The organism is Rubripirellula obstinata, from assembly GCF_001642955.1.
GTDB classification, from domain to species: Bacteria; Planctomycetota; Planctomycetia; order Pirellulales; family Pirellulaceae; genus Rubripirellula; species Rubripirellula obstinata.
In genome coordinates this window covers 16190-34675 of sequence record NZ_LWSK01000060.1, presented here as the reverse complement: position 1 = coordinate 34675, position 18486 = coordinate 16190, and the positions used below count along the sequence as shown (strand labels likewise).

Annotated in this window: 10 protein-coding genes; 8 read left to right on the top strand and 2 right to left on the bottom strand. The window is 54.3% G+C overall.

Translation table 11 applies throughout. The features are described from left to right. Nucleotides 1-388: 388 nt before the first annotated feature. Together RC85_RS15440 and RC85_RS15435 are read left to right on the top strand one after the other, a co-directional pair. A complete protein-coding gene (locus tag RC85_RS15440) occupies nt 389-2092 on the top strand; it encodes a cation:proton antiporter domain-containing protein (protein WP_068264427.1) in 1704 nt (567 codons plus the stop codon). A 335-nt stretch (nt 2093-2427) separates the two neighbouring features. Continuing rightward, nucleotides 2428-4203 carry a SulP family inorganic anion transporter gene (locus RC85_RS15435; protein ID WP_068264425.1) on the top strand — a complete coding sequence of 592 codons (1776 nt, stop codon included), beginning with the start codon at nt 2428-2430 and terminating at the stop codon, nt 4201-4203. 61 nt (nt 4204-4264) lie between these two features. On the opposite strand, the gene uvrA is transcribed toward RC85_RS15435, so the two are convergent. Continuing rightward, the gene (gene uvrA, locus RC85_RS15430; protein WP_068264423.1) at nt 4265-7054 is read right to left on the bottom strand and encodes an excinuclease ABC subunit UvrA; all 2790 of its coding nucleotides are present in this window, start codon (nt 7052-7054) and stop codon (nt 4265-4267) included. Nucleotides 7055-7222: 168 nt separating this feature from the next. Between uvrA and RC85_RS15425 the strand changes: the two genes are divergently transcribed. Both RC85_RS15425 and RC85_RS15420 read left to right on the top strand, forming a co-directional pair. Next, the gene (locus tag RC85_RS15425) at nt 7223-9097 is read left to right on the top strand and encodes a serine/threonine-protein kinase (RefSeq protein WP_068264421.1); all 1875 of its coding nucleotides are present in this window, start codon (nt 7223-7225) and stop codon (nt 9095-9097) included. A 117-nt stretch (nt 9098-9214) separates the two neighbouring features. Next, nucleotides 9215-9901 carry a winged helix-turn-helix domain-containing protein gene (locus RC85_RS15420; RefSeq protein WP_068264420.1) on the top strand — a complete coding sequence of 229 codons (687 nt, stop codon included), beginning with the start codon at nt 9215-9217 and terminating at the stop codon, nt 9899-9901. 130 nt (nt 9902-10031) lie between these two features. On the opposite strand, the gene RC85_RS15415 is transcribed toward RC85_RS15420, so the two are convergent. Then, a complete protein-coding gene (locus tag RC85_RS15415) occupies nt 10032-11333 on the bottom strand; it encodes a DUF3754 domain-containing protein (RefSeq protein WP_068264419.1) in 1302 nt (433 codons plus the stop codon). 49 nt (nt 11334-11382) lie between these two features. Here RC85_RS15415 and RC85_RS15410 point away from each other — a divergent pair, with 49 nt between their 5' ends. The 4 genes from RC85_RS15410 to RC85_RS15395 all read left to right on the top strand — a co-directional run bounded on the left by RC85_RS15410 (nt 11383) and on the right by RC85_RS15395 (nt 18476). Then, nucleotides 11383-12087: an HAD family hydrolase gene (locus RC85_RS15410; protein ID WP_068264417.1), complete on the top strand. Its 705-nt coding sequence runs from the start codon at nt 11383-11385 to the stop codon at nt 12085-12087. 326 nt (nt 12088-12413) lie between these two features. Continuing rightward, nucleotides 12414-13838: a trypsin-like peptidase domain-containing protein gene (locus RC85_RS15405; RefSeq protein WP_235033199.1), complete on the top strand. Its 1425-nt coding sequence runs from the start codon at nt 12414-12416 to the stop codon at nt 13836-13838. Between the two features lie 90 nt (nt 13839-13928). Beyond that, nucleotides 13929-16217, top strand: coding sequence for a serine/threonine protein kinase (locus tag RC85_RS15400; protein ID WP_068264414.1), 2289 nt, complete (start codon nt 13929-13931; stop codon nt 16215-16217). Nucleotides 16218-16229: 12 nt separating this feature from the next. Continuing rightward, nucleotides 16230-18476, top strand: a complete 2247-nt coding sequence (locus RC85_RS15395; RefSeq protein ID WP_068264412.1) for a hypothetical protein — start codon at nt 16230-16232, stop codon at nt 18474-18476. The last annotated feature ends 10 nt before the right edge of the window (nt 18477-18486 follow it).

Sequence of the window (18486 nt, the reverse complement as noted above, 5' to 3'; positions counted from 1 at the left end):
GCCATGGTGCAGCTTGCCCAATTTGCTGCGATGCAATGATTTTCATCAGGCCAGGCGATGCCTGGGCTGATGAAAATGCGGTGGGTGATGTTATTCGCGAACCAGTCGAACATTGCAAAATGAACATTGCAAATTGAAAATTCTTGGGAAGCGGTATTTGCTGGTCAATCTACATTTTTCAGTATTCATTTTGCAATTTGCAATCAACACCGAGGCCGGTCAGCCACACCCCCCAAAGTCGTCCAGTTTCCCTTCACGCAAACATTTTCGTCAGCCCAGGCGATGCCCACGCGGCTAAACGAACTCATCCGTGTTTTCCGGGACCAAAACACTGCACCGCGTTGGCGTGGACCCACGCTTGCTTTGAACTCGCTAAACTATCGCCGACATGGTCGATTTTCACCTCAATATCCTTGGTACGTTAGGTCTTCTGCTGGGCATTTGCCTTGCTGCCGGCGTATTTGCGGACCTGTTTCACCTGCCCAAGGTCACGGCTTATTTGCTGGTTGGGTTGCTGGTTGGGCCGACGCTGCTCGATTGGGTGCCCCACGATCATGTGCCCAACTTGGAACCGTTGCTGAAACTGGCGATGGCGCTGGTGCTGTTCAATTTGGGGTGCGACTTTACGTTCAGCAAAGTTCGCCGCATCGCCAAGCACTGCCTCGCAATTTCAGCGGTCGAGATTCTGGCGACGTTTTTGCTGGTCACCATTGGACTGCTGGCGTTTGGTGCTTCCCCCAGCATGGCGATCCTGTTGGGGTGTCTTGCCGTCGCGACGGCTCCGGCGACAACGATCTTGGTGCTAAAAGAATTTCGTAGTGAAGGTCCGGTGACGGAAAGCACTGGTTTTCTGGTCGCGCTGAACAACCTCGCTTGCATCTTGATGTTTGAGTTCGGTTTTTTGATCGTTCAGATGTTTCGAGGCGATGTGGAAACGTCTTTCGCGTTTGAAGCGGGTTCTGTTCTGCGCGACGTTTTCGGGTCCGTCGTCCTGGGTGTGATTGGCGGACTGACGATCAGTTACGGGTGCGGGTTTCTAAACACCAAACGCTGGCTGGTTTTGTTGGTAGCAACCGTCACGTTCTTGCTGGGCGTCGATGAATCGCTGAACGTTCCCTACATGCTGACATTTTTGGTGATGGGCGTGACGGTCGCCAACACGTCAGATTACAAGTCTCAAATCGTTGACGAATTGAACCACATTTCAGGCCTGTTAGCGGTTTTGTTCTTTGCCGTTCATGGTACCGAATTGGACGCGAGCGCGTTTTTAGCTGCTGGTGTTCTTGGTGGCGTTTACATCGTGTTGCGAATGATTGGCAAATACGGCGGAGTCTACTTTGCCGCAAAATGGACTGGGCAGTCCGCCGAGGTTCGCCATTGGTTGGGTGGATGTTTGTTTGCTCAGGCAGGCGCAGCAATCGCGCTTTCCACAATCGCGGTCGAGCGTGATCCTGAACTTGGTGGACCGATCCAAGCGATCATTTTGGGTTCGGTCGTATTGTTCGAGATTATCGGCCCATTGTTTATTCGCAAGTCGCTGATTGAAACGGGCGAAGTTCCGTTGGCTCAAGCGATTCACCACACCAACCGAACTCCGCTAGAACAAGTTCGTGCGCTGGGCGACCGTTTTCGTTCAGCGGTTCAATCGCGTGACGCGATCGTTTCCCCCGATGTCGCCAGTTCGGTTGGTGGACGGGTGATGATTAGCGACTTGATTCGCAAGACAAAGGGAATTCATCAATCGGCAAAATTCGAGGACGTGATCGACCATATCGAACACAGCCACGACAACACCTATCCGGTGGTGGACGACAAGATGAGCGTCGTCGGCCTGATTCGCTATCCGTTACTCAGCGACGTGATGTTTGACCACAGTGCTTCGTCACTGGTCCGAGCCGAGGACTTGGTCAGCGAATCCGATACGGTGCTACACCCCGATGATCCGGCTTCTCGAGCGTTTGAGATGTTTCAGGCGGAAACGGATGACTGCATCCCGGTCGTAACGCGAGCCGAGCCAATGGAATTGCTGGGCGTGGTGCGTCGCAGCGATTTGATGCACGCGTTGATTACTCAGCGAAAGAAACAGAAGTAACCTGCGTTGGAAGTGTTTTAAAACGACCGACCCGTAGCTGATCCCGCCAGGGTTCAGATGAGCTTACCCTGATCGTGGACTGAACCCTGGCGGGATCAGCTACGTTTTAAAACGCTCGCTTACGGGGGGTGGCTTTGATGCACCAGGCTGCTAACGGGCGGATCAGCCACGCAAGCGTGCGATGGCGTCCGCATGTTTCGCAGCTTTGCCGTTAGTGATGCATCTTTACCCAAGGGAACTACCGTTGACCCTGATGCCGCGCGAATTATAGTTCCCGGTCTTCCGGGTTTTTCCGGTTAGACGACGGGACACTCATTGGATCGACCAAACAAACGATGCTTAATTTTTTTCGACGACAATCCAGCTCTTATAAAAACGACGTTCTGTCCGGTTTGACGGTGGCCTTGGCATTGGTCCCCGAAGCAATCGCGTTCGCGTTTGTCGCGGGCGTTTCACCACTGATCGGCCTCTACTCTGCCTTCTTTCTCGGTTTGATTACCGCTGTCTTTGGCGGACGCCCCGGAATGATCTCCGGTGCAACCGGTGCGATGGCAGTTGTCGTCGTTGCTCTGGTAGCGACCTACGGCGTTGAATACCTTTTCCCCACAGTGATCCTTTGCGGCCTGCTGCAAATCGCGATCGGGCTTGGGCGTTTAGGGAAGCTGATCCGCATGGTGCCTCACCCGGTGATGTTAGGCTTCGTCAACGGTCTGGCGATCGTGATCGGCTTGGCTCAACTGGGCAGCTTTAAAACGCTCTCCGAAGCCGGTGAATTGGTGTACCTGCAAGGCATGCCGTTGGCTCTGATGCTTGGACTGGTCGCACTGACCATGGCAATCATTTGGCTACTTCCCAAGTTGACTTCCGCGGTGCCATCGTCGCTCGCAGCGATTCTTGTTGTTACATTCATTTCGATTGCCATCAACCAAATGGGCAAGGACAGCGAAAGTCACACCGTCGCAACCGTTGGCGACATGCTGCAAACCAACCAGCAAGCCAAGGTGATCGCCGACGCCAAAATTGCCGCCAGTGCTACGTCTGGTTTGGCCGAGAATGCCAACATCTTTTTAGAGGAAGACCTGGTTCGGAACGAAGATGGCAAAGTCATCGGCATCAAGGAAAAAGCGCAAGAGGTTGCGGCAGTTGCAGCGACGGACGACACGTTAGCCGAAGCGCCAGCCGAAGTTGGAATCAGTGGCGGGTTTCCCAAGTTGTATTTCTTGGACGACTATGAAATGGTTCCGATGAATCTGGAAACTCTTTGGATCATCCTGCCTTTCGCAGTGGTTCTTTGCGGTGTTGGGCTGATCGAATCTTTGATGACGTTGTCGTTGATCGATGAGATTACCGAAACGCGTGGCCAAGGGAATCGAGAGTGCATTGGACAGGGTGCGGCGAACTTGGTTTGTGGCTTGTTCGGCGGAATGGGCGGTTGTGCGATGATCGGTCAATCGTTGATCAATGTGAACAGTGGTGGTCGCGGACGTTTGTCAGGCATCACGGCAGCGGTTTGCCTGTTGATGTTTGTGATGTTTCTGTCCGATTTGATCACGATGATTCCGATGGCCGCACTGGTGGGCGTGATGTTCATGGTGGTGATCGGAACGTTTGAATGGGCTTCGCTGAAGATGTTTCGCCGAATGCCACGCAGCGACATGTTTGTGATGGTGCTGGTCGCCGGCTACACCGTGTTCATGCACGACTTGGCGTCGGCGGTGATCCTGGGCGTCATCGTGTCAGCATTGGTGTTCGCTTGGCAGCACGCGACACACTTGGCGGCCGATGTCAAACTGAACGAATTCGGCAGCAAGGTTTACCAGTTGCACGGGCCATTGTTCTTTGCGTCGGTCGCATCGTTCAAAGAAATGTTCGATCCTGCCAGCGATCCCGATGATGTCGTCATCGATTTCTACTACACGCGTGTTTACGACCAGTCTGGCCTAGAAGCGATCAATGGGCTGGCCGAGAAATACCAAGCACTCGGCAAGCGTCTGCACCTGACCCACCTTAGCGATGAGTGCCGGAACTTGCTGGACACCGCAGGTGACCTGGTCGAAGTCAACGTTTCCGAAGACCCGCACTACCACATCGCGACTGATCGTTTGGGGTAATTTGCGTTGAAGCGATGCTCTTTGATCGACGGAGCACGCGGAGTGTCGTTCCGAATTGCTTTTACTTCTCCGTTTGTTTTTCTCTTAGCACCTGCCCGGTCATGCTTTTTGCCACCTTGGCGACTTCGGCTGGCGTTCCCGTCGCGACGACTTCACCGCCTTCACCTGCGGCACCCGGCCCCAAGTCGATGATGTAATCGGCTGCCTGCATCAACAGTGAATTGTGTTCCACCACGATCAGCGAATGACCGTCTTCGATCAGAGCGTCGAAGCAATCGACCAAGCGAACAATGTCTGCGAAATGTAATCCCGTGGTGGGTTCATCCATCACAAAGAGCGTCCGTTTTCGCGATGCAGATGCTAAGAACGTGGCCAGCTTTAATCGTTGACCTTCGCCGCTGGACAGCGTCGTCGCCGGTTGCCCCAGTTTGATGTAGTCCAGACCCACGGCAAGCATTTTTGATAAACGCTGTTGAACTTTGTCGTGCCCACGGAAAAACAGCGATGCTTCCCCGGCACTCATGTCCAAAACATCCGCAATCGTTCTGTCGCGATAGCGAACGTCCAAGATGTCGTCCCGAAAACGCGTTCCCTCGCACGCCGGGCACGTCATCGAAACGTCGGCTAAGAACTGCATGTCAATCTCCAACACGCCCGCGCCTTCGCACTTCGGGCACTGGCCCTTTTCGCTGTTAAAACTGAAGTGACCGGGACTCAAGTTGCGAGTTCGTGCGTCCACCGTGTCGGCGAACACTTTGCGGATCGCGTCAAACGCTTTGACGTACGTTGCCGGCGCACTTCGCGGGCTGCGACTGATCGGTGATTGATCGACCAGCAAACATTCATCGATCGCGCCGACTCCTTTGACGCGATCAAACGGCAACGTCATCTTTGCATCGTCAGACTTCTTCGCATTTCCTTTCTGAGCCCCGATTGCGCCGACCAACGTGTCCTGAACCAGTGAACTCTTACCGCTGCCAGAAACCCCGGTAACCAAACACAAAACACCCAACGGAAAATCAACGGTCACGTTTTTAAGATTGTGGCCCGAAGCATTTTCAAGACTGATGAACGTCTTGGGTTCGCGAGCCGTTCGGTCAATCAACGTCCAACCACGCCGGCCAGTCAAGAACTGTCCCGTAATACTGTCTTTCGTCGCAAGCATTTTTTTGAGCGTGCCGTCAAAGGTTAGCCGACCACCGCGATTGCCCGCTTCGGGACCGATTTCGATGACCTGATCCGCCAAGCGAATCATTGTTTCATCGTGTTCAACCACAATCACCGTGTTCCCGCGGTCACGCAGTCCCACGATCGCCTTTGACAATCGCAGCACGTCTGATGGATGCAAACCGGCGGTAGGTTCGTCCAAAACGTAAAGCATGTTGACCAGGGTGCTGCCAAGCGCACTGGTCAGCGCGACTCGCTGAGTCTCACCACCGGAAAGCGTTCGCAGAGTCCGATCAAGTTGCAGGTAACCCAAGCCAACTTCTTGCAGGTATCCCAATCGATCGACGATCTGTTGACGTGGTTCGTTGGAAATCTGTTGCGACCGTTCATCCAGCGTCACTGTTTCGAAAAATGTTTTGCAATCGTCAGCAGAAAACGACAAGGCGTCCGCGATCGTTTTTTCGCCAACTCGGTAGGCCAACGCCTCGGGCCGGAAACGTTTTCCACCGCAATCCTGACAGGGCGAATAGGACCGATAACGCGACGCAAAGATGCGAACATGCATCTTGTACTTCTTGCGATCCAGCCAAGCAAAGAAACCATTCAGGCCGCCAAATTCTCGCTCGGGTACACCTTCACGAATCAGCTTTTGATGTTTCTTTTTCAGCTTTCGATAGGGAACATCGACGGGCAGTCCGACAACGTCAGCCAGTTCGATCAATTCTTGCAGTTCGTGGTTGTACGAAGGTGTGTTCCACGGCGCGATCGCGCCTTCGGCAATCGACAAGCCTGGATCGGGAATGACTAAGTCCATGTCCCAGTCCACCACGTCGCCAAAGCCTTCACAGGTCGGGCAGGCTCCCAGTGGATTGTTGAAGTTAAACAAGCGTGGCACTGGATCCGGGTAATCGATGTCGCACGCGTCACAACGCCGATCGCGGCTGATGATCTGGCGTTGTTTCAATGCAGGATCCAGCAACACGGCACGACCATTTCCTTCGGCCATTGCAGTTTCCAACGATTCCGTCAAACGCGAAAGATCTTCGCCAGCGGTCACGCGGTCAACGATCACCGTCGCCAACGTTCCCGACTTGGTCACCTTTGCCGCCAACCGCGTTCGATCTTCGTCGGACAAATGAAACGTCTGACCATCCACGACCAATCGCAAGTATCCATCTTGCTGCAGGCCCAACAGGATCTCACTGGCCGCTTTCCGATCCGCCAACCAGACTTCAAAGCCGATCATCAAACGAGTATCGGCCGGTTGCTCTCGAATCTGCTCAGCAACCACGGCGGGGTCATCCGATTCGACTCGTTGGCCACATCCGTAGCAATGCAATGTTGCCGCTTTGGCGAACAGCAACCGAAGGTGATCCGCGATCTCGGTCGCCGTCGCCACGGTGCTGCGATTGGTCTTTGGGCCGCTCGCGCGAGTCACCGCAATGGCGGGCGGAATGCCAGCGATCTGATCGCAATCCGGTTTATCGATCCGCTGCAGAAATTGACGTGTGTAGGCCGAAAAACTTTCGATGTAACAACGCTGACCTTCGGCGTACAACGTATCGAGCGCCAGAGACGTCTTTCCGCTGCCCGACAACCCGCAGATCGCGATCAGTTTGCCTCGTCGTAGATCGACATCAATGTTTTTTAGGTTGTGGACGCGGCAACCGCGAACAGAAATCATCTGAGAAGAAATAGAATCGTTCCTGCACTGAGTTCATTTGAGCCGCAACATCGTTACCCAGCATCTTCCGCCCCGCAAGCACGCCATAAGCCAGGGCCATTTAGAAACCGTTTTTCGTCTATAATTCACAGAGTCCATTCACCCGTTTCAATCGCTTGGTTTTGTTTCATGTCGGTATCTCCGTTTTTGGGTCCGTATAGGATTGGCGAAATGATTGGCCGCGGGGGGATGGGCAATGTCTACGCGGCGGAACATCAAGCGACTGGACACCAGGTCGCGGTCAAGCTGATCTCTGCTCATGTGGCCGACGAACCACGATTCCGCCGTCGGTTTGAAAAAGAGATTCATGCACTGAAGCTATTGAAGCATCCCGGCATCGTGCGATTGATCGGTTACGGCGAGGAAAACGGGCAGCTTTTTTACTCCATGGAATTGGTGGTCGGCGAAACCTTACAAACTCGAATTCGCCGCGAAAAACGACTCAGTCCAAACGAGACAATCGACATCGCGATTCAGATTTGTGCTGCACTGAAACACGCGCATGATATTGGTGTTCAGCACCGTGATCTAAAACCCGCCAACTTGATGCTGACGGGCGATGATAAAGTCAAGTTGGTCGATTTTGGTATCCCCAAGAACTACTGGGATTCGTCCGAGGAAACTGGGACTGGTTCCGTCTTGGGAACGCCCGACTACATGGCACCCGAACAGGCCGACGACGGAACGATTACGGCGCGGACCGATTTGTATTCGTTGGGCAGCGTGATGTACGCAATGCTTGCTGGTCGTTCGCCGTTCAAAGGCAAAAATGCCACGGCGGTAATCGAAGCGCTGCGACGCGAAAAACCGATTCCGCTCAGTATGATTGCCAGCGATGCACCTGAGGAATTATGCGAACTTGTTCATCAACTGCTTGAGAAGGTTGCCGGCGATCGTCCGCCAACGGCACTCGTTGTCATGAATCGGTTGAAGGCAATGAAGGAAGCGATGCAGTCCAAGGTGACGCAAGCGGGAAATGACGAAAAGACTCGATCCGGTGAACCGGGATTTGATGGATCTGGAAAAGCCAACCAAGACGCGTCTGCGAACCGTTCCGATGCCGGTGCGAACTCGTCTGTCGGTTCATCCAAATCAGGTGACAAGACCATTGTTTCGGTCAACGATAAAACGCGACTGGGGCAAACGGGAAGCATCCTCGGAAAAGAGAAAGACGCGGGCGTCGGTTCGGAAAGCCCAACGCTGTTGTCGCAGCCAAATTCCGGTGGCGAAGAAGCAACATCGACAACGCGAACTCATTTCGAGACCGTTGATCATTCGAAGCCGACGTCCACGCTGCTGCGGCCCGATGACTTATCGGATCATGTTTCATCAAAGGTCTCGGTGATCGCAAGTGCCGTCGCGATTATTGCGTTGATCGGTGTCTTGGGCTGGGCGATGGTGACCGCAATCACGCCACCGACGTCGGACCAGTTGTATCAGTCCGCGATTGTCCAAGGTGACATCGACGCGGCCGAAGCGTTCCTGATGCGATATCCAGACGACGATCGCGTTGCCGCAGTCGTTGACTTTCGGATGCAGCATCGTTTGCGGTCTACCTTGAATCGATTGAAGGCAACTGAAAAGATTGGGCTGAAGAAACTTGGTGCAGCGGAGACCAGTTTTCTGTCGGCGATGTCTGAAAGAGAATCTGTGCCTGGCCAAGATGGCGATCAGGATAGCAATCAGGCTGGCCAGAAACTGCGGCAATGGTTGGCTGCCTTTGGTGACGCCGAAGATGGCAATCCAGCCTACCCGTTGGTCGAATTGGCTCGCTATGAACTGGACCAGATCAACGGGAAAGCGAATACCGCGAAAATGGATCCACGCGCCAAGGAGGTGCTCAATGAAATCCAAGCCGCGATCGCGTTGCAGGATCCAGCGGCGACGGAGGCAAAATTGCGGGCGATTGTAGCCACTTTTACCGACGAATCCTGGGCTGCCCCTGCGTTGGACCAAGCACTGCGTTGGTTGGAGGCCCGAGACAACGCAACCATGCCCGATTGAAACAGCCGATTCCTTCACGAAATCTTTATCTAATAATAGGCTCCAGTCCCCCTGCGAAGACGGGCCTGAACCTTTAGAAAATGCGCAGTTGGCTTTTTCACCCTCGTTAGCAACACGATGACAAAAACAAAAGTTCTAGTGGTAGAAGACTACCGGCCGCTCGCCGAGACACTGGAATATCAACTTCAGCGTGCCGGATATGAAGTTTCCCACGCCACCGATGGGCGTGAAGCGATTGAGCAAGCAAAATTGGTCTTGCCCGACGTTATCTTTCTGGACGTTGACTTGCCGATCATCAGCGGTGTGGATGTTTGCAAACAGTTGCGAGCGGACCCGATCACAAAAGACATTTTGATCTTGATGTTAACGGCGATGGGCGAGGAATCAGATCAGGTTGTTGGCTTTGCGGTGGGAGCCGATGACTACGTTGTCAAACCGGTCGAAAGCTACAAGGTTTTGCTCCAACGCTTGAAGGCGCTATTGCGGCGGCGAGAACCAAGCGTCGATGAGCAATCCCAAATCTCACACCATGGCGTCTCGGTCGATCGTCGCCGATTTGTCGCATCGATTGATGGCGAGATTTTAAAACTGACCAAGAGCGAATTCCAATTGTTGGAAGCTCTGATCCGACAACCCGGTCGTGCTTTCGATCGGTCTCAGTTAGTCGATGCAGCCCTCGGTGAAGACACTCTTGTTTTGCAGCGAACGATTGACGTACACATCCGAGCGCTCCGCAAGAAGATGGGCGATCATGCCGACCTGATCGAAACCGTTCGAGGAATCGGCTACCGGTTTCGAGAGTAATCGTCGGAGCGTCGAAGAAAAGAAGGTTTCTGCACTGTTTAACCGCGTGGGCATCGCCCCGCGCGTCCACCCGGAACGAAACGCGCGGGGCGATGCCCACGCGGCTAAACGAAATAAGAAGGATGGAAGCTTATGCCACTTGCCAACCTGCTTCGGTCGGTGTGATCAAACCTAGCTCGACGAGCAGCTTGACCGCTCGATCGACCTGGAAATCAATTTCGACATTGATCGATTCGCGGACAATTCGCTCGCATTTTCGGCGAAGCTTACGATCGCTGATCGGCTGGCCATGCGTCGCGATCGCGTAGTAGGCGAGGATCGATTCCACTTGTCGTTGCGAAGACGCTTGTGCGGCCAAGTGGAATCCGACGCCTGCGCCAGTGTCCAGTTTTTGGAAGTACAGGTTGCGGTTTAGGTTCAGTTGATAGCGGTTTTTGGTTTGAAAGTAACTCAGCGTGCTCTTGACCAAATAGCCGAGCACCAGGACCGTCAAGATTGCGGTCCAGTGCAGTGCCAGGACCGCGAACAGCAATGCGTAGGAAGCAATCTTCCGCAACGACATCAGGAATCCGCCTAGACTTGGCAGGACGATTTTGACGCGATCAACTCCTGAAATCTTCACCCGCGAACATGGCAGCAGCATGTCGATGTCTTGCTTGGGAATGTTCTTGAACATCCGCAGGTGCAACGACGCTGCGACCAATGTTTCGTCCGCGTTCTGATCTTCACTCAGTTGAAACATCACGACCATCCGCTGGTAGATCGGAACCTGAACGGATTCGCGGCGATAAAACTTTCGCAGTCTTCTTTTGAAACGCGTGCCGATGATGTCGCCGCGAGCGTACACGACTAACTGTTCAAACAAACTGAAATCCACATGCAGCGGAACGCCCCATTGGCTGGCGACTCCCACGCACTCTTCGATCTGCTCCTGGCTCAATCGCGTGTACCCGGCTTGGTCCAACATCGGATGCAGCAATTCAATCGCTGCATCGATTTGGGGTCGCATCAGGTCAGCCGGTTCGGTGTCGCCGACAACTTCTGATTCGGGCGAACTTAAATCTTTGGTGTCACGATCAGGGTCGATCGAACGATAGACATTCGCGAACTCGAATTGTTGTGCAGACGAGAATTGTCGGACTGATTCGGTAATCTTGAATACAGCCTGATCAAAATTAGATCGTGTTTGGGCGTCATCGGTTTCGCCTGTGTCTTGTTTGATTCGGGACGCGAGGTAATGGCACCATTGGTCGGGCTGGACGGGGATGAATGCTTCGATCGCCCAGTGCGCTGCGTCTTCGGCGATGAACCCCGACGTGCTTCCTTCCCCGAACGATTCTAGTAGCGGCGATCGGATCAGCGAACGCGTCAGCGGCCCATCGCCTTCCATCGAAATGCCTCCCAGCGATAAGCTGGTGATGCTGCGATCCATTTCAGTTTCCGATCGTCGGGTCAAAGGTTTTGCTGGAGCTTAAAAAACAATGAACAAATCAACTGGAAATCACCGCGGCGAAGCGAAAGCCGTTCGCCCCCCAATTCGCGGCGTCGCCTTGGACATGGACGGGCTGCTGTTCGATACTGAAAAATTGTACTGGACGGTTGGCGACACGATGCTTGTTCGTCGCGGGCTTCGGTATTGTCATGATTTGCAGCAACGCATGATGGGCCGCGTCGGCGTCAATGCCATGATCCAAATGAAGGACTTTCATGGCTTGGATGACCGTCCCGAAGATCTGCTGATCGAGTCGGAACAGTTGTACCAGGAACAGTTGTCGGCCGGAGTGCAGCCGATGCCAGGATTATCAAATTGGATTGAATTGCTGGTCGAAAGCGAAGTTCCGTTTGGATTGGCCACCAGCAGTCGCCGGCAGTTCGTCGATGTCATCTTTGAAAACATCCCATGGCGAAATGCATTGTCGTTTGTCCTGACCGGAGACGATGTGACGCATGGCAAACCGCATCCGGAAATGTATCTAGCCGCCGCATCGAAATTCTCAATCGAACCTGCTGAGATGCTGGTACTGGAAGACAGCCAGAATGGATGTGCGGCCGCGGTAGCCGCCGGCGCGGTCACCGTTGCGATCCCCAACGCCCACACTGCTGGACAGGATTTCACCGGTGTTGCGTTGATTGCCGATTCCCTAGCCGATCCAAGGTTGCACGGATTGGTCGTAGATCAGGTTTAATTCCAAAATAATCGTAGGCTCGCATGCTAGTAGGCCGTAGCGAGCCCCAGCGAGTTACGGCATGCCGGTGTATTGCCGTAACTCGCTTTGGCTCGCTACGGCCTACAATTTGAATCGGGTTAATTTTGTTGCGGGATTTTCCGTGAATCTTTCTGTGAAACTAAGAAAAAATTAAAGTTTCGCAACTCGAACTCTCATTGCACTTGCTGCCCCGTTGCTCTGGTAGGCAAGATGAGCCCCGACGGGTGACGCGAGCAGGATGCTTGCGGCGGCCGCCACTAAGAAGTTGAGTGCATGAATCGCAAAGGTCCAAGGAGGGACAACGCGTGCGAAGTTCGATGATGATTGGGATGGCTACAGGATTGTTGGCCGCTGTTTGCGTGATGAGTTCCGCGTCTGCTTCGGATGCGATCTTGATCAACTTTACGTCACCGCACTGCGGTCCGTGCCAGACGATGAAGCCAACCTTGGCCGCACTGGAACGAACCGGAATCCCGGTTCGCCATGTCAACGTCAACTCAGAAGCGTCGCTCGCTCGCCGTTACGGAATTCGCAAAACACCGACCTTTGTTGTTGTTTCCGGCGGCAAAGAACTCACCCGATTGGTCGGCATTCAGTCCGTCGCCCAATTGCAACGCGCACTCGGAACCAACCCATCGGGACCACTGGTTCCAACGGGCGCAAAGTCGCGAGCAATCGACAACATTCCAGCTCCGATGACGCGTCTGGCCCCCATGGGAAGAGGTCGAACCAACCTAGATTTCGAGAGTCGTTCACCCGCACAAAACTCCCAGCGAAATTCACAGCAAAACTCCCAGCGAAATTCAAATACGCAAACTCTGACCGCTGCGAGGCCGGATCGCTCCGCCGCACCGTCGGAAGTGATGCCAAGTTTGTCGATCGCTTCGGCGGTTCAGCGTGCCGAAGCCGCAACGGTTCGGTTGCGTGTTCATGACGGACGCGGGTACGGAGCGGGAACTGGCACAATCATTGACGTTCACGGCGACGAAGCTCTCGTGCTGACTTGCGGTCACCTGTTCCGTGAAAACGAAGGACAAGGCAGAATCGAAGTTGACTTGTTCGTCGGTGGCGAAACGCGAACCGTCGAAGGGAAAGTGTTGGACTACGACGCCGACGATCGAGACATCGCGTTGGTCACCATTCGCCCCGGCTTCGACGTGCAACCTGTACCCGTGATCCTAGACGGACAGAAACCTCGCACCGGACAAGCCGTTTTTAGCTTTGGCTGTGACCGTGGCGACGATCCGACCCGCCGTGACACTCGCATCACCGGCGTGGACAAGTACAACCAACACTTGGGAATCTCGAACATTGAAATCGGTGGTGCTCCCATCGACGGACGCAGCGGCGGTGGATTGTTTGACGAAACAGGAAGACTGATCGGTGTTTGCAACGCAGCAGACTACAAAAATGATGTTGGCATCTACGCTGGCCCAGGCAACGTTCATTGGCAACTCGATCGAGTCAACATGGCTTCGCTTTACCAAAATGATCGCAGTAACGATTTCGCGGTTGCTGCAAACGAACCAGCACCAGCAATGGAAGCCCCGGTTCGTCTGGCCAGCAACCAGGCGTTCAATGAACCACCGGCATCAAACCAGTTGGCATCCAATCAGGAAGTCATCGTGATTGTTCGCGATCGCAGCAACCCCGATGGGTCGCCTGAGGTGATGACCGTTCGTCAACCTTCCGATGCCCTGATGCAAATGATTCATCAGCACGCTCGATAGTCTGAACGCTTTTGGCGGGTGAACTAATTGTCGGGTGAACTAATTGTCGGGCACTTTTCCAGGGGAGCTCCGTGAGAGACAATCAGCGGCATGCATTCTCTTCGGCGACAACTTGATTCACTGGGCAATTCGCTTAGCAATTCACTGAGCAATTCGCTTGGCAATTCGCTTGGTGGCGGCATGCGATCTCGGAAACGCAAGTACTCTCCGATCCGCCGAGCAGTCCTAGTCACCGTCGCATCGTTGGCATTGCTGTTCCTGATCGCTTCGTGGTGGATCGGCCGAACCGTGCTGGCTTCTACCCAGCAGAACGCTCGTGATTCACTGCAGGCCGTTTTGTCGGCGAACGTGGCCGTGTTGCAGAATTGGTTCGCATCAGAAGAAGACTACGTTGCGACCATGGCGTCCAACGACGCCGTGCAGAAGCCGGCCGTTGAACTGATCGCAAAGTCGGATCTCAGTTTCCAGTGGGACAACAAAGATCTGGTCGGGCTTGATGAATTCTCCGAACTGAAGCAAGCCTTGCATTCTGACAAGCACATCGGTTGGTGCATCACGAACACTCGCGACACCGTCGTTGCGTCCAGCATCGACAACCTGGTCGGGCAACCTGTGACGATTTCCGACCACGCCCGACGATCGGTCATGTCTCGCGAGCCAACGATTTTGCTGCCGTTCCAATCGGAGGTCGCGATCACATCGACAGGTCCGCTATCGGTTCCCGGCGGTCCCGTCATGGGCGCGATGATGTCGCTGTTGGAAGAAGAGCAAGTGGTCGGAAACTTGGTGATGCTGATCGATCCGCTGGACCGCTTTTCCGAACTGCTGACGATCGCTCGCACCGGAGCCAGCGGAGAAACCTATGCGTTTGATCGTGAAGGTGTCATGCTGAGCCAAAGCAGGTTCGAGGACCAACTGCGTTCGGCCGGGATGTTGCCAGAAGATCCAAACATCGTCAGCACGCTAAACGTGATGGTCCGTGATCCTGGTGTAAACATTGTGTCAGGACAGAGGCCGACGACTTCGCCCAACGAGCATCGATTGACGGTCATGGCTGACCATGCGACTCGCGGTGGCAGTAGTGAAAACCTGACTGGGTACAACGATTATCGCGGAGTAAAAGTCGTCGGGGTTTGGACTTGGTTGCCTAAGTATCAGATGGGAATTGCAACCGAAGCCGATGTGGACGAGGTGCTTGCACCGGCACGTTTTTTGAATCGCAGCTTCTTTGCAGCCCTGGCAATGTTTGCAATTGCTCTAGCCGGGTTGTTGTTTTTCGGTTTCAGAAACGAAGGGAATCACTTTAACGCGACGAACAATAATTCAGATGAAGACAACATCAACCACCGACGTTTCGGGCGATATGAACTCGGTGAAATGTTGGGGCGTGGCGGTATGGGGTCCGTGTATCGCGGGAAGCATGAACTGCTGCGGCGTCCGGTCGCGATCAAGGTGCTGACCGGTCGTGACACGGGGTCAACAACAGGGTCGATGAAATCGGGATCCGCTGCGTCTGGTTCCGCGTCGTTGATTAACCCAGATTCCATCACTCGGTTCGAGCGAGAGGTGCAGTTGACGGCATCGCTTCGACATCCCAACACGATCCATATTTACGACTATGGACGCGCCGACGATGGAACGTTTTTCTACGTGATGGAGTTTGTCGATGGCATCACGCTGCAGCAATTGATCGATCACTTCGGCGCTCAACCGCCGGCCCGAGTGATTCACTTGTTGTTGCAGATTTGCGGCTCGCTGCGGGAGGCTCACCTGAGTGGATTGGTGCATCGCGACGTCAAGCCTGCGAATATATTGTTGACGTCCGAAGCCGGTGTGATCGATTGGATCAAGGTGCTTGATTTTGGGCTAATCAAAAGCATCACTTCGACCGCGGAAGATCAATCGCTGACCCAATCCGACACGATCACGGGGACGCCAATGTATATGTCGCCCGAGTGTGTTCGCGATGCGACGGAATCGGATGCGTTGAGTGATCTGTATTCGCTGGGCGCGGTGGGCTACGCGTTGCTGACCGGGAAGCCTATCTTTGAAGGCACCGGTTCGGTTGACATTTGTATGAAACAACTGAACGAGATGCCGCTAAGGCCTGAAAATCGACTAGAATCAAAGCTGCCTGACGATTTGCAGAACGTCCTGATGAGTTGCCTGAGGAAAGACCCCAAGGACCGCCCGCAAAGCATCGACGAATTGGCTTCGGCCTTGCGATCGTGTGCCGATGCAGTTTCGTGGACGGAATCGGACGCCATCCACTGGTGGGAAGTCGTCTACAGCGATGCGAAGTCGTCATCCAACGGAAACGATGTGGCAAAGCAAGACCATGAAACGCTTGAAAACAAAACGCTAGAAAACGAAGTTTAAGAACCCGTATTTATGAAACTATTTGGATCCACCAATTCAGCTCATCCAGCGTCGATCGATTGGTCGTCGCTGCTGTCTTTGTTGGAGGACGATGATCAACGTGCTGCGATCCAACAAGTCTATCCGGGGGAACGTCGCGAGAGTTTTCTAGGTTCGCTGCGGCGGATCGCGACTGAAAAATCGGCTGAAAAATCGGCTGAAACATCATCTGGAAAATCGCCCGCAGAAAAACAAGTCGAAGATCTGTCGTCGGTGGTTCGATCGTCGGGTCGTCAATTGCAGACGGCTGAACAGTTGGTGAACTGGCCGACCGTGGCCGTCGCCGGAATGCTGAACAGTGGCAAGACTTCGCTGGTGGCAACGTTCCTAAGCGAACATGGGCGTCGTCGGACGCTGCGTGGAGATGGCAACCACGAAGGCACTCATCGGTTCATTCTGTGGCTTCCATCGCAATGGGAAAAAGACAGCGAGCTGTATGGTTTGCTGATGCAGCGGATCGGGGACGCGATCGGCCGTCCGCCGGAAATGCTAAGCGATGACATCGATGAAGCGCATGCCCAGTACAACAACCGTGACGGTGACGCCGATCTACTTTCGGTGCCGCTGGTCGGGACTGATCCGATGTTGGACGAAGTTGGCATCGGTTTGTTGGATTGCCCCGACATTGTTTCCGACGAAGCGTTCGGGTTGGGGTCGCCTGAACAGCGTCGTCAAGTGTTGGGAAAAGCTGCGACCTTGTGTTCCGCTTTCCTAGTCGTTTCCTCGGCCAACTCGTCGCGTGACGCCACGTTGGGCGACCTGTTGCGAGTCTCATCGGATTTGATGCCGGGGATTCCGCGAATGTTGGCCGTCAACAAGGTTCGGCCGCGTCAAACACCCGACCAAGTCTTTGAGACGTTTGATCCGTTGGCCAGGGCACATGGCATCGACACAATTTATGCCGCTTATGATTTTGAAATACCAGCCAGCCGTCCGTACATTCCGGCACCCGAAGACGTGATCGCTCGTGCGATGGACCCCGAAACTGATTCGCTGCCCGTTTTCTTTTCGCTCCGCTCGGCAACCGAGGAAAATCCGCCGGCCGCGATTGACGATGATCGAATGCTGCAGGCGTTGCCCAAGCGACTTGATCGCGGAGTGCTGTTCGAGTCGTTTCGCTATTCGCTTGAAAACAATTTGCGGCGATCGATTTGGGATCAGGGATTCAATCAAGTTGACAAGGCGGCGGACCTAAGTCTTCATCAAACCGCCATGGCGCAACGTTGTCTGCTGGGGGCGACCTTGGACTTTTTCGCTCATCGTGAAGTCGGTGTAGAAATTGCCGAATTGCGTCTGCATCAAAGCGAACGAATTATCCGGCAATTGTCCGAATCGTTCGCGATCACCGCGCCCTGGTACGCTAGGTGGGGCGTTCGGATGAATGCGAAATTGCGTGGGATGTTTGGCGGCGCGGGAAGTTTTTTACGGAACCTGACACCCTCCGCCATCGCTCAGCGGACAGCCGATGATTTGAAGGGAAAATTCCGCAGCGGCGACAGTGGCGCGATCCTGACTCCGATGCGATTGGTGCAAGCGATTGAACGACATGGTGGATCGTCAAAGCTTACGCATTGGCCGCCAATTTCGCTAAGCGATTCTGTCGCTGATACGCGGGACGAATTGGATGGCGATGATTCAAGTGCCAGTGATTCAAGTGCCAGTGCCGGAAACTCGAAGAAGTTGGGGCAGTGGACGGACGCGGCCGAGGCAGCGATTTTGCGTTTCGAGCGTGACGATTTCACTTCGCTTGATCCGCGACGGTTGGACGAGGCTGTGCGTCAGATGTGGAGCGAGATTCCGCGCGGTAAAAAGTTGTTGGTGGGGCTGACACCGCTGGGTGCGTTGCTGGCGACGTTCGGCGGCGTCTTGGCGATTCCATTGGACTTTGGCACCACGTTGATCGCGTCGGCTTCGATGTCTGAACTATTCATCGCGGGCGGACTGACCGCTTTCGCGACCGCTTGGGCTGGCAAACAGAACACTCGCAACGTCGAACAACAGGCCGCTCGTCAGCAAGCGGCCGACTTTCAAGCAGTGCTGTGTGATACCTTTGGCGTCGCGCGAGTTGATTCGCCGCCGACGATCGAAGTGGGCGGCACGAAAGAAAAGTTGCCGCCGCCAAAAATCATCGCTCGTTCGGCCAGCGGTCCAGCACTGGCGGTTTACAAAATCAGAGACGAGTTCAAACAGGAACTGCAGAAGTTGCTGCCTCGGAATTAGGTAACTTTCA

Bases quoted from the DNA above. Each gene is read 5' to 3' on its own strand.
- RC85_RS15440 (WP_068264427.1), top strand. From the start codon at position 389: ATGGTCGATTTTCACCTCAATATCCTTGGTACGTTAGGTCTTCTGCTG.
- RC85_RS15435 (WP_068264425.1), top strand. From the start codon at position 2,428: ATGCTTAATTTTTTTCGACGACAATCCAGCTCTTATAAAAACGACGTT.
- uvrA (WP_068264423.1), bottom strand. From the start codon at position 7,054: ATGATTTCTGTTCGCGGTTGCCGCGTCCACAACCTAAAAAACATTGAT.
- RC85_RS15425 (WP_068264421.1), top strand. From the start codon at position 7,223: ATGTCGGTATCTCCGTTTTTGGGTCCGTATAGGATTGGCGAAATGATT.
- RC85_RS15420 (WP_068264420.1), top strand. From the start codon at position 9,215: ATGACAAAAACAAAAGTTCTAGTGGTAGAAGACTACCGGCCGCTCGCC.
- RC85_RS15415 (WP_068264419.1), bottom strand. From the start codon at position 11,333: ATGGATCGCAGCATCACCAGCTTATCGCTGGGAGGCATTTCGATGGAA.
- RC85_RS15410 (WP_068264417.1), top strand. From the start codon at position 11,383: ATGAACAAATCAACTGGAAATCACCGCGGCGAAGCGAAAGCCGTTCGC.
- RC85_RS15400 (WP_068264414.1), top strand. From the start codon at position 13,929: ATGCATTCTCTTCGGCGACAACTTGATTCACTGGGCAATTCGCTTAGC.
- RC85_RS15395 (WP_068264412.1), top strand. From the start codon at position 16,230: ATGAAACTATTTGGATCCACCAATTCAGCTCATCCAGCGTCGATCGAT.